We start from the raw sequence: 11,783 nt of genomic DNA, 5'->3' as shown, positions 1-11,783 counted from the left end.
AAAACTAAAAAAATTACATACTATAACTTCAAAAAACTAATGATACAGACAATATATTTCCCTGCCCGCTTCGATGTGAAGCAAGCAGGCGGGAACATATTTCTATCTATTTCAATTTATTTCCATGTATTTCTAATATATTTCTTCCAAAATTTTAATCAAGGATAGATTATATGAAATTAAATGTTTCCGCCACAAGAATGGAGCTTTTGCTGCTACGCAAAAGATTGGATTTGGCTCGACGCGGTTGCAAACTTCTTAGAGATAAATTAGATGAACTTGTCGGCAGATTCTTGAATTTTGCAAAAAATGGAGATACATTAAGAGATGAAGTTGAAGAAAATTGGCTTAAGCTACTCTCTTTCTATATATTGGCAAGAGGACAAGTCCAATTAAACGACATAGGTGAAGCTCTAATTAATCGCGCCGATATTCTTGAAATCCAAAAAGAAGAACAAGCGATATTTAATCTGCGACTGCCTTTTTTGCGTATCAAAAAAGGGGCTCACTCTAAATTGAATTTAATGCAATACGGCATAAGCAACACTACGGGAGAACTTGATTCGTGTTTGAGAATCTTGGAGGACATAACTCCTAAAATGCTGGAATTGGCTTCAGTAGAAAAGGCGATTCTATTAATCGGTGAAGAAATAAAAAAAACGCGAAGGAAAGTTAACGCTTTGGAATATAAAATGATACCCGATATAAAAGAAACTATTTCTTATATTTCTTTCAGGTTATCCGAAATAGAAAGAGAAAATTTTATTCGTCTTATGAAAGTAAAGGAAAGAATGGAAAATGGATAAATCCCGTTGGAATTTTACATCCAATAACAGAGGGGTGAAAAAGTTGAAAGATTCGGAAGTTATGAGTTCCCCGCCGTCATCAAACGAGAAATTCTTGCGGGATAAAGACAAAATCTCGGTGATTATCGTGGCAGCAGGAAAAGGCACAAGAATGAATCATTCCCTGCCCAAGCAATATTTGCCCCTAGAAGGCAAGCCAATTTTGGCTCACACATTAATCAATTTATCCAAAATTCCGGCAGTTGATTCCATAACTTTGGTAGTTAGTGAAGACAGAATTGACTGGTGCAAGAAGAAAATAATTGATAAGTTCAATATAAAGAAAGTAGAGAAAATAATAGCCGGAGGCGAAACACGCGGCGAATCGGTTGTAAACGGACTGCAAAGTTTGGATAAAAAAACACAAATAGTTGCAATTCATGACGGAGTTAGGCCCTTTATAACGGCTTCTGTTTTTAATAACATAATCAAACATATAGGAAAATTCGGTGCGGTTATATGTGCTATACCCGTTAGAGACACATTGAAAAATGTAAACGAAAAAAACGAGGTTAAATCTACACAGGACCGAAAAGGGTTATGGCTTGTGCAGACACCTCAGGTTTTTAGATATTCTTTAATAATGCAAGCATATAAAAAGGCATCAGAAGAAGGGTTTCAAACCACAGATGATGCGGGCGTTGTGGAAAAGTTGCCGCATACTGTAAAAATAGTGGAAGGAAGCTCCTTCAATGTAAAAATAACAACTCCGGAAGATTTAATTCTTGCCGAAGCTATTTTTGAAATAGGAAATTGGTAACTGAAAAAAAAGATGACAGAGGACAGAATACAGAAAACAGATAATAGATAGAAAAAGACAAGAAATTTAATTTTTAAGAGTTGTAGTTGCCGATTCATCGGCGTATTTAAAAAAAGATATACATAGAAATGCGATAGATATACAGTGGAAATACGTAGTAAGAAACAATTTATTTCCATGTATTTCGATATATTTCTTAAAAATATTGTAGTTGCTGATTTATCGGCGCTGTTTATTGTTGTTTGTAGTGGCCAGCCCGCTTCGACATTACGTCGGAGGCTTGCTCGGCGAATAAGAATGCAAAGTGAACTTTGCCACTACATTAAATATTTCATTGGAAATTAGATATTAGTAATTAGGAATTTTATTTTTATGACTATGTTAATAGGGCTAGGTTACGATATTCATAAGTTGCAAAAAGGACGCAAACTTATCCTCGGCGGTATTCAAATACCAAATTCAAAAGGATTGTTGGGACATTCCGACGCCGATGTGGTTACTCACTGCATCTGCGATGCCATTTTAGGCGCTATGGGCGAGAAAGATATAGGAGAACATTTTCCCGACACTGACCCCGAATATAAAGATATCTTTTCTTTAAAACTGTTGGAGAAAGTATTGGAAACAATGAAAAAGAAAAATCTTGCGGTGAATAATTTAGATGTGACAATTATAGCTCAAGAGCCCAAAGTCTCCCCTTACAGAGAAAAAATTAAGGAAAGTATAAATTCAATTCTGCAAATAGCCGAAGATAAAATCAACATAAAAGCAACCTCACCTGAAAGATTGGGCGCTTTAGGTAACGGCGAAGGCATCGCCTGCATTTCTATTGTAAGCCTGATTTAGAGAAAGCTATTTCTTAGTTCTTCGTCAACCTATTGTCAACCTGTACTAAATTTTATTGTCAACCCCATTAGAGATTTAATAAGTTGCTAATCAAGTATCATATCGCGCGATAATTGTCTATCCGCTTGATAGATATTCAGCGGTTTTTTAAATCTCTAACGGGGGCAACTACATGCTTAATCATTGGCTCTAAAATAGGACTTAAGTTCTCGGTTTTTATGGTTATGATAGGATGTTCTTTTTGAAATACCCTGAATATTTCGTCGGCAAATCCTTGTCCCATAGAATTTACACCTTTAAAGTCGAGAATAATTTCTTTGAACTTATCTAATCCCGAGAGCAGTCTTTTTGCTTCCGAACGCGACATATAATCTTTTTGAAAAAGCCTTACAAAAACTTTGGTTTTTTCAAACTTATAGTCAAATTCTTCCGGAGCAAATCTTTCAAAAATTTCTTTAAGTTGTTTTTTAGAGTATCTGCTTATTTTGAAAATGGCCTCTGTCCCTTTTATATATTTTATATCGCTGACATGAGTATCTTTTATTACGTTGCAGAAAAAGAGTTCTGTCTTATGCGACCTAAAAGAAACGGTGTCTCCCGCTTTTGAAGTGAAAAACACGCCTTCTCCAGCATGTTTCTCCTTCATAGTTGTTATTTTTCCTTTGATAAGTTCTCCAACCGCCGCGTATTCATCAGGTAGATTAAATTTTTTAAAAATAGAATAAAAAATGCCGATTCCATAGTCCCTTATTGAAAAAATACAGCTATATTGATCAAGAGTAATTTCGATGTTGCATTTTTCTGACTTGGAGTGCTCTATGGCATTATTTAGTATTTCTGTGAATACATAACTAAAAATATTTAAAACATTTTCCCTTAAGTTCCTATTAAAATTCAATTGCAATGCCACTTCTTCGAATATTTTATGTTCTTCAAGCCCTTTTAAAAGATAGGATTTTTTAAATATTTGTTCTGATTGTTTTTTTGCGGAAGAAGAAAAAATTTTATATGTTGCGCCTCTGGTAACACCTTCTTTTATAACTTTATCATTCTGAATTAATTCTTTTAAATGTTTATTTAACGCTTGTCGGGATATTTCCAATATGGAAGAAAGTTCTCCGCCTGAAATTTGTTTCTTTTCTTTTAAAACTTTAAGTATTTTTTCCTTTGTGCTCATAGATGTATTATACTTATTGTCAACTTATTGTCAACCTGTACTAAATTTTATTGTCAACCATGCAGAAGAATGGAATTGGTTAACGGACTGATTTGCCTATAAGTTTCTTAATAGAATTAATCTTGCGCTGGATTAGATAGTTTTCAATTTCTTTTAAGATTTTTATGGATGAGTCAGGCGAGACCAAACTCGCTGTTCCCACAGATACTGCAGATGCGCCTGCAAGTATAAATTCGATTGCGTCTTTTCCGCTTGTTATTCCGCCACAGCCGATTATCGGCATGTCCACCCCGTTAGAAATAGGAAGTGCCTCTGGCATTTCCGTACGGTCGCCTAAAGGCGACCTATTTCTAACGGGGTCAACTGTTTTTGCCACGTCATAAACCATTTTCAGAGCTATTGGTTTTATCGCAGGACCTGAAAGTCCGCCTGTAATCCCGCCCAAGAAAGGTTTGCCTGTTTCTAAATCAATCACCATTGCTGGGATTGTATTTATAAGCGAGATAATATCACAGCTTGCTTTTTGACAGGCAAGCGCTATTTCGGTTATGTCTTTAACTTGAGGCGTAAGCTTGGCGATTATTGGGATGGTAGTTGCCTTTTTGACTTTCCTTATAACCTCATAAGTGATTTTTGGGTCTTGCCCGAAAAGATTTTTACCTTTCAGATTTGGGCAGGATAAATTAAGTTCAATTGCGCTGATACCTTTTTCCTTCTCTAAAATTCTTGTAAGTTCTACAAATTCTTCGACCGTTTCGCCTGATATGCTTACAAAGAATGGTATTTTTAATTTTTTCAAAAAAGGCAATTTATCCTTTAAGAATATTTTTATGCCAGGATTTTCCAGTCCGATTGAATTTATAATACCGCCTTCGATTTCTGCAATTCTTGGAGGAGGATTACCTTCTTTAGGTTTTAGTGTGATTGTTTTTGTAATTAAAGCGCCGACTTTATTTAAATCCAAAAATCCAGAAATTTCTTCCCCAAATCCGCATGTCCCGGAGGCTAATATGACAGGATTTTGAAGTTTTATATTTCCAAACTCAACGGAAAGATTAGGTTTCATATTCACTTGAAAATTCCTTTTTGTCATTGCTTCATCGTTTATACTCTCCAAAGGACAAGACTAAAAAGCCCATAAATGGGCAACTACAAAAAGCTCAACTGAAAGATTAGGTTTTTTCTTAGACTTCAATCTCGTTTTCTATCTCCCTTTCAACCAAATTTCTTTTGAAATATCTGCCTGCTTCAAAATGCGAGACAACAAACCCACTCCTACCTGATGATTATGAGGGTTTGGAATTGTTAATACCAAACCACCTTTTACCATATATGGATGTTTACCTCCCCGATACGGCCCATCAAATCCTAATTCCCGTAATCTCTGCACAAGCTTCTGCCAACTAACAGGTATGAGTCTATTCACGAATTGCTACCTCTTTTAACTCCTCAATTTGCTTGTTGCCTAAAGACGGAATGTGAAGCCCTTTTTTAAATCGGATAAGAATCCATCCTTCTAAAACTGTATAAAGATTTTCTCGGCATTCTTCTAATGTTTTTCCTGTTGCCCAAACTCCTTTTAGTTGTGATACTTTTCCATAGTATTTTTCTTCGTTATCAATAATTTCATACTTAGCTCTTCCCAGAGCTTCCTGAATGTATTCAACAATCATCTGCTTTCCTCCTTTGTTCCTTTAAGTAATTATAACACCAAATCCAAAATCTTAATCATATCCTCTCCCAATCTAATTTTATTGTAGTCGCTGATTTATCAGCGTATTAAACCAATTCATTGGCAAACAAAGCCCATGAATGGGCAACTACTCTTGTCATTGCGAGCGACTGAAAGGAGCGTGGCAATCCCAAATAACGAGATTGCTTCGGGTACGCCTCGCAATGACACGCAGTGTCAGTTTTGAAAATTTGAAAATTGGGATATTGAATTTGTTTCCCCTCTGCTCCGACGTATTGTCGGGGCAAGCGGGCAGGGAAATGGGCAACTACTTCCAATCAATTTCTTCGGCACTAAATACAGGTCCATCTTTACATACGCGTTTATAGCCCTGTTTTGTTTTGATGACGCAAGCGTTGCATATTCCTATACCACATCCCATAAATTGTTCAAAAGAAACCTGACAGGGAATTTGGTGTTTTTTAGATATAAGAGCAATTTCTTTCAACATTGCTTTCGGTCCGCAGGCATAAATAACAGAGGACAGAGAACAGACGTCAGATAACAGATTATTTTTTAAAAGATCGCTTACAAGACCTTTATATCCTAAACTGCCGTCTTCGGTAGCGATATGTATTTTTACTCCCAATTTTTTTAATTCTTTAGCGCATAGTATTTCGTCTTTTGTTTTTGCGCCAATGAATACCTTTATTGGTAATCCCTTTATTTTTTCTGTAAGAAAAAATAAGGGTGCTATCCCGATTCCACCTGCTACAATAAGTCTTTGGTCTTTGGTCTTCGGTCTTTGGTCTTCTGGTAATCGGAATCCGTTTCCAAGTGGACCCAAACAATCTATTTGCTCTCCCTTTTTTCTTTTTGAGAGAAAATATGTGCCTTTTCCCACTACCTTGTATAAAATTTCTATGGTTTTTTTACTTGTTACTCTATGTATACTTAAAGGCCTGCGTAGTAAGGGTTGGGAATCGGAAGAACATTTTATATGGAGAAATTGTCCTGGGAATGAATTTTGGGCTATTTGGGAAGATATAAGTTCCATAACAAAATAACCAGCGGCAATTTCTTTATTGTCGACTATTAAAATTTGATTATGGAACATATCTTATTCGTAATTTTAACATATAAATAAGTGTTAAACTTTTATTTATGTCCTGTACTGCCCCAGCCGTCTGCGCCTCTTGATGTCTCGTCAAGAGAAGTTTCCTTTATTTTCACACAAATAACCGGGACAATTAAAAGTTGAGCAATTCTCATTCCCACATCAATAGTAAAATCTTCTTCTGCGAGATTGTGGAGAACAACCGCAACTTCGCCCCGATAACCGGAATCAATGACTCCCGCAAGCGTATGAATTCCGTGTTTGGAAGCTAACCCACTGCGGTCTTTTACAAGACCCAAATAGCCCGAAGGAATTGCTATTTTTATACCGGTGGGAATTGTTTGCCTTTCCCCTTTTTTAACCACACATTGTTTTGCCGACCTTAAATCAAGCCCGGCATCGCCTTCGTGCTGATATGCAGGCAAACTAATATCTAACTTCTTTGCTTCTTCTGTTCTCTCTATTTTCAGTTCCATCATCTTTCTAGAAATAAACCGGGAAATAATACATTGATATAAGTCGAAATAGATAGAAATATGTTGAAATATATTGTCTGTATCATTAGTTTTTTGAAGTTATAGTATGTAATTTTTTTAGTTTTCAATCCTTTAACAATATATATCCATTGTATATCTATGTATCTCATTTCTTCTGTCTTTAGTCTTCAGTAGTGGCAAACCCGCCTGCTTGCGAAGCGGGCAGAGCTTGCTTTGCTTTTTTTTGTTTGCAGAGTAAACTCTGCCACTACAAACAACAATAAACAATGCCGATGAATCGGCAACTACAATAAAACAATAAAATTAGAAATAAATTGTCTGTCTACTATGTATTTCTATGTATCTCCATTTATTTCCAAATATTTCCATTCTTTATTCTTCTGTCTTCTGTTCCCTGTCTTCTGTTCCCTGCATTGCTTTTCGAGAAAGATTGGTTCTTCCTTTCTCATCTATTTTCATAACTTTCACCTTAAATTTATCGCCTACTTTGACTACATCTTCCACATTTTTAACAAAATTTGAATCCAATTCGGAAACATGAACAAGACCTTCTTGTCCGGGAAGAATTTCAACAAAAGCGCCGAATTGCATAACCTTAGTCACTGTTGCATCATATATCTCTCCCGCCTTGACTTCATGCGTATATGCCTCAACATATGCTACAGCTTTCTTTGTGCTTTCCTGATCTACTCCGGCTACAATCACTTTATTTTTCTCATCATCAATATCTATTTTTGCGCCTGTTTCGGCAATAATCTTACGTATATTCTTACCACCCGGGCCAATAAAAGCCCCGATTTTTTCAGGATTAATATCAATAATAGTTATAAGCGGAGCATAGACAGAAACCGATTCACGGGCAGAGCTGATTGTCTTATTCATTATATCCAATATATGTTTTCGGGCTTCCTTGGACTGCAAAAATGCTTCTTTCAGGATATCGTATTCTATACCTTTTATTTTAACGTCCATTTGAATAGCAGTGACTCCATCATTGGTTCCGGCTATTTTTAAGTCCATATCTCCATATTTATCTTCGGCTCCTGCAATGTCTGAAAGAAGAACATATTTTTTATCTTCTTTTATAACGCCTAACGCCACACCTGCCACAGCTTTTTTAAGAGGAATACCCGCGTCAAAACAGGAAAGCGACGCTCCACATACACTAGCCATAGAAGAAGAACCATTGGACTCAAGTATATCCGAGACCAATCTTACGGTATAAGGAAAGTTTTCCCAATCCGGCATCATAGGTTTCAAAGCTCTTTCGGCTAAATTGCCATGACCTATGTCTCTTCTGGATGGACCTCTCATGGGTTTAACTTCTCCAACCGAATATGGCGGAAAATTATAATGAAGCATAAATGTCTTCTTAGATTCACCCTTTAGTTCATCCATTCTTTTCTCATCTTCCGAAGTCCCAAGGGTTGCAGTTACCAAACTCTGCGTTTCGCCTCTGGAAAAAACAGCCGAGCCGTGCGTTCTTGGCAAGATACCCACTTCACATGTTATGGGTCTTACCTCATCTCTCTTCCTGCCATCCGATCTTATAGCTTCACTAATAATTTTCTCTCTGAATTTCTTCTGCTCTAATTTTCCCAGAGCCATTTCCACAATTTTTTCCGAATATGTCTCGCCAAATTTTTCTACGCATTCTTTTTTCAACAGCTTCGCTTGAATCACTCTTTCTTTCTTAACATCAATCTTTTTTGTTTCATCAATTCTTTTTGAAGCAAAAGCTTCTATTTCTTTTTCCAGTTCTTCGGGAACAGAAGCAACTTTAATTTCTTTTTTAGAAACTCCCACTTTTTCAACTAACTGTTGTATAAGAGACGAAATCTCGCCGCAAACTTCCTGTCCTAACTTCAACGCTTCAAGAATAACCTCTTCGGCTATTTCTTTAGCATCGCCTTCCACCATAGACACGCCGTCACCCCAACCGCAAACCACTAAATCTAATCCACCTTCATCCACTTGTTTATAGGTAGGATTAACAATAAATTTATCTCCGATTTTACCTATCCTAACCGCCCCTACAGGAGCAGGAAAAGGTATATCCGAAATAGCTATTGCTGCTGAAGCGCCAATAATTCCTAATATATCAGGGTCAATTTCTCCGTCCGCAGAAAGAGCATTAGAAACGATCTGAATCTCTTCCATAGAACCGTCAGCAAAAAGAGGTCTTAGAGGACGGTCTATCATTCGCGATGTTACGATTTCTTTCTCAGAAGGTCTTCCTTCTCTTTTGAAAAATCCGCCGGGTATTTTCCCAGAGGCATATGTCATCTCCCTATAATCGACAAATAAAGGAAAAAACGGTGGTATTTCGTCCAATGCCTTTGCTACAACAGTGGTTAAAACCACAGTATCGCCATAACTGACAACTACAGCGCCATCCGCCTGCTTGGCTAATTTCCCTGTTTCAATAATAAGTTTCTTTTCTCCGATTTTTGTTTCTACAACTACACTCATTTTTCACTCCTTTTTTTAACATAACATTAAAAGTTATGTATAATTTTCTATTTCTTTTTTAATGTTATCAATAAACTGTTCTATATTGATTTTCCCCTTGTCCCCTTCTTTTCTTTTCCTTACGGAAAGCGTTTTCTCCTTTTCTTCGTTTTTACCCAACACTACTATGTATGGGGTTTTCTCCTTTTCAGCTTCCCTGATTTTATAACCTAAGGTCGCATTTTTTGAATCAACTTCAACTCTTATTTCCGCTTCCTGAAGTTTTGAACAAATTTCCTGGGCATAAGGCAAATTATCTTCAGATATCGGCAGAATCTTAACCTGAACAGGCGACAACCACAAAGGAAATGCCCCTGCATAATGTTCTATTAACAACGCAAAAAACCGCTCAAGGGAACCATATAATGCTCGATGAATCATATATGGACGCTCTTGTTTGCCTGCTTTACTAACATAATTTAAATCAAACCTCTCTGGAAGGTTAAAATCAAATTGTATCGTTGAACCCTGCCACGCGCGTCCCAACGCATCATAATATTTCATGTCTATTTTAGGGCCGTAGAAAACAGCTTCTCCTTCCATGCGTTTATATTTAAGACCTTGCGAATCAAGAGCAGTTATTAACGCCTCTTCTGCCCTCTTCCAATTCTCATCGCTCCCCGCATATTTATCAGGCATAGAAGCGTCTCTTACACTTAATTCCATTGAAGGTAATGGTAGATTAAATGCCTTTACAAATGATAAACAAAACTTCAGTGTCCTTGTTATTTCTTCGACTATTCTATCAGGCGAACAAAATATATGCGCATCATCCTGTGTGAAACCCCTTACTCGTGATAAACCGTGAAGAACTCCTGTACGCTCGTAACGATATACTGTGCCCAATTCCGCAAAACGTAATGGCAACTCCCTGTAACTGCGGACACTGTTCTTATAAATCATCATATGGAAAGGACAATTCATAGGCTTCATATAATACTGCACATCATCAATTTCAATAGGCGAATACATACCGTCTTTATACCATTGCAAATGACCACTAGTCTGCCATAGAGAAGCTTTTCCAATATGAGGGGTGAAAACAAATTCATATCCGCCTTTTCTATGAGAATGACGCCAATAATCTTCCATTATACTTCGGATTAAAGCGCCCTTGGGATGCCATAATACAAGACCGGGACCGACATCAGGATTTGTACTAAAAAGGTCAAGTTCTTTACCTAATTTACGATGGTCACGTTTATCAGCCTCTTGAAGTTTATTCAAATATTCCTTCAATTCTTCTTTCGTATAAAATGCCGTGCCATATATCCTCTGAAGCATCGGATTTTTTTCACTGCCTCTCCAGTAAGCACCGGAGATTCTGAGTAACTTGAAAGATTTAATCTTGCCTGTTGATTCAATATGCGGCCCCTTGCAAAGGTCAACAAAATCGCCCGACTCATAAAGAGAAACCGTCTCATCTTCAATCCTTTCCAAAAGCCCTACCTTATATTTTTCGCTATTCGCCTTAAATATTTTGGCGGCTTCTTCTTTGGATATCTCTTTTCTTACAAAAGGATAATCCTGATTTATAATCTCCTGCATCTTCTTTTCAATTTTGGAAAGGTCTTCGGGAACAAACCGATGTGAAAGATCAAAATCATAATAAAAACCGTCCTCGATAGCAGGACCTATACCCAATTTTACGTCAGGATAGAGTTCTTTTACAGCATAGGCAAGAATATGCGAAGCGCTATGCCTGTATGTTTCTAAGGAGATATTTTGCGGATTTTGTTTCATAATAACCTAACAGCCAATATCTTAATTGGCTAATTTTTTATCCTTTTTAGTTAGTGGGCGATAGAGGATTTGAACCTCTGACCTCTCCGACGTTACGTCGGAGCACTCTAACCATCCGCCAAAGACTCAATAGCGGTCAACCGAGCTAATCGCCTGTTAAAAATATTTCTTTTTCTTTTATTATTCTCTTGATTATGTCTTTTCTCTTGAATCTTTTCAACTTTCTTTCAACCCGCCTTGCTTCAAGTAGTGTTTTATATTCTTGTTGAAATACTAATAACAGTGGTCGAAGATTACAAGTTGCTTTAACAATCCCCTCAACATGTTCTTTGAATCTTCTGTCGATATTGTTAGTACTTCCAATATAATATCTGCCATTCCTTCCACTTTGCAATATGTATACAAATCCTCTCATCTTTGAACTGGTGGGCGATAGAGGATTTGAACTCCGATGTTTCAATCGGTCCGATGACTCCGAAAAGACGGAGTATACGGACTCTTCGGAGAGTCCGACTAACCGTCGGACCTCATTCATTTCCACATCCCTTCACTGCTTATATGCCTCAGTGGGCGATACTGGATTTGAACCAGTGACCTCCACGATGTCAACGTGGC

Annotated in this window: 12 protein-coding genes; 3 read left to right on the top strand and 9 right to left on the bottom strand. The window is 37.1% G+C overall.

The window, feature by feature from the left end; translation table 11 throughout:
- Window positions 1-173 precede the first annotated feature (173 nt).
- The 3 genes from KAS42_06020 (at window position 174) to KAS42_06010 (ending at window position 2,451) form a co-directional block, all read left to right on the top strand.
- Entirely contained in the window at window positions 174-806 is a 633-nt protein-coding gene (locus KAS42_06020) for a V-type ATP synthase subunit D (protein ID MCK4905774.1), read from the top strand.
- 61 nt (window positions 807-867) lie between these two features.
- Window positions 868-1,605, top strand: coding sequence for a 2-C-methyl-D-erythritol 4-phosphate cytidylyltransferase (gene ispD / locus KAS42_06015; protein MCK4905773.1), 738 nt, complete (start codon window positions 868-870; stop codon window positions 1,603-1,605).
- A gap of 378 nt (window positions 1,606-1,983) precedes the next feature.
- Entirely contained in the window at window positions 1,984-2,451 is a 468-nt protein-coding gene (locus KAS42_06010; protein ID MCK4905772.1) for a 2-C-methyl-D-erythritol 2,4-cyclodiphosphate synthase, read from the top strand.
- A gap of 136 nt (window positions 2,452-2,587) precedes the next feature.
- On the opposite strand, the gene KAS42_06005 is transcribed toward KAS42_06010, so the two are convergent.
- The 9 genes from KAS42_06005 to KAS42_05965 all read right to left on the bottom strand — a co-directional run bounded on the left by KAS42_06005 (window position 2,588) and on the right by KAS42_05965 (window position 11,583).
- Window positions 2,588-3,628, bottom strand: a complete 1,041-nt coding sequence (locus tag KAS42_06005) for a DUF4325 domain-containing protein (protein MCK4905771.1) — start codon at window positions 3,626-3,628, stop codon at window positions 2,588-2,590.
- Between the two features lie 79 nt (window positions 3,629-3,707).
- Window positions 3,708-4,694, bottom strand: coding sequence for a dihydroorotate dehydrogenase (locus tag KAS42_06000; GenBank protein ID MCK4905770.1), 987 nt, complete (start codon window positions 4,692-4,694; stop codon window positions 3,708-3,710).
- A gap of 138 nt (window positions 4,695-4,832) precedes the next feature.
- The gene (locus tag KAS42_05995) at window positions 4,833-5,054 is read right to left on the bottom strand and encodes a type II toxin-antitoxin system HicA family toxin (GenBank protein ID MCK4905769.1); all 222 of its coding nucleotides are present in this window, start codon (window positions 5,052-5,054) and stop codon (window positions 4,833-4,835) included.
- Window positions 5,047-5,301: a type II toxin-antitoxin system HicB family antitoxin gene (locus KAS42_05990; protein ID MCK4905768.1), complete on the bottom strand. Its 255-nt coding sequence runs from the start codon at window positions 5,299-5,301 to the stop codon at window positions 5,047-5,049. The genes KAS42_05995 and KAS42_05990 overlap by 8 nt, the downstream gene beginning before the upstream one ends.
- Window positions 5,302-5,628: 327 nt before the next feature.
- Window positions 5,629-6,417 (bottom strand): dihydroorotate dehydrogenase electron transfer subunit, encoded by a 789-nt coding sequence (locus KAS42_05985; protein ID MCK4905767.1) that lies wholly within the window; start codon window positions 6,415-6,417, stop codon window positions 5,629-5,631.
- Window positions 6,418-6,458: 41 nt separating this feature from the next.
- The gene (dut, locus tag KAS42_05980; GenBank protein ID MCK4905766.1) at window positions 6,459-6,893 is read right to left on the bottom strand and encodes a dUTP diphosphatase; all 435 of its coding nucleotides are present in this window, start codon (window positions 6,891-6,893) and stop codon (window positions 6,459-6,461) included.
- Window positions 6,894-7,286: 393 nt separating this feature from the next.
- The gene (gene pnp / locus KAS42_05975) at window positions 7,287-9,386 is read right to left on the bottom strand and encodes a polyribonucleotide nucleotidyltransferase (GenBank protein ID MCK4905765.1); all 2,100 of its coding nucleotides are present in this window, start codon (window positions 9,384-9,386) and stop codon (window positions 7,287-7,289) included.
- Between the two features lie 33 nt (window positions 9,387-9,419).
- Window positions 9,420-11,168, bottom strand: a complete 1,749-nt coding sequence (locus KAS42_05970) for a threonine--tRNA ligase (GenBank protein MCK4905764.1) — start codon at window positions 11,166-11,168, stop codon at window positions 9,420-9,422.
- A gap of 145 nt (window positions 11,169-11,313) precedes the next feature.
- Complete coding sequence (locus KAS42_05965; GenBank protein MCK4905763.1) at window positions 11,314-11,583, bottom strand: GIY-YIG nuclease family protein; 270 nt, start codon at window positions 11,581-11,583, stop codon at window positions 11,314-11,316.
- Between the last annotated feature and the right edge of the window lie 200 nt (window positions 11,584-11,783).

Source organism: bacterium (assembly GCA_023135785.1).
GTDB lineage: Bacteria > CAIJMQ01 > CAIJMQ01 > CAIJMQ01 > CAIJMQ01 > CAZNJA01.
Note: the sequence above shows the minus strand (reverse complement) of the source record. Positions and strands in the feature narration are given on the sequence as shown.

Coding starts and splice junctions, on each gene's coding strand:
- KAS42_06020 (MCK4905774.1), top strand. CDS start 174: ATGAAATTAAATGTTTCCGCCACAAGAATGGAGCTTTTGCTGCTACGC.
- KAS42_05990 (MCK4905768.1), bottom strand. CDS start 5,301: ATGATTGTTGAATACATTCAGGAAGCTCTGGGAAGAGCTAAGTATGAA.
- KAS42_05985 (MCK4905767.1), bottom strand. CDS start 6,417: ATGTTCCATAATCAAATTTTAATAGTCGACAATAAAGAAATTGCCGCT.
- pnp (MCK4905765.1), bottom strand. CDS start 9,386: ATGAGTGTAGTTGTAGAAACAAAAATCGGAGAAAAGAAACTTATTATT.
- KAS42_05965 (MCK4905763.1), bottom strand. CDS start 11,583: ATGAGAGGATTTGTATACATATTGCAAAGTGGAAGGAATGGCAGATAT.
- KAS42_06000 (MCK4905770.1), bottom strand. CDS start 4,694: ATGAAACCTAATCTTTCCGTTGAGTTTGGAAATATAAAACTTCAAAAT.
- KAS42_06010 (MCK4905772.1), top strand. CDS start 1,984: ATGTTAATAGGGCTAGGTTACGATATTCATAAGTTGCAAAAAGGACGC.
- KAS42_06005 (MCK4905771.1), bottom strand. CDS start 3,628: ATGAGCACAAAGGAAAAAATACTTAAAGTTTTAAAAGAAAAGAAACAA.
- ispD (MCK4905773.1), top strand. CDS start 868: ATGAGTTCCCCGCCGTCATCAAACGAGAAATTCTTGCGGGATAAAGAC.
- KAS42_05970 (MCK4905764.1), bottom strand. CDS start 11,168: ATGAAACAAAATCCGCAAAATATCTCCTTAGAAACATACAGGCATAGC.
- dut (MCK4905766.1), bottom strand. CDS start 6,893: ATGGAACTGAAAATAGAGAGAACAGAAGAAGCAAAGAAGTTAGATATT.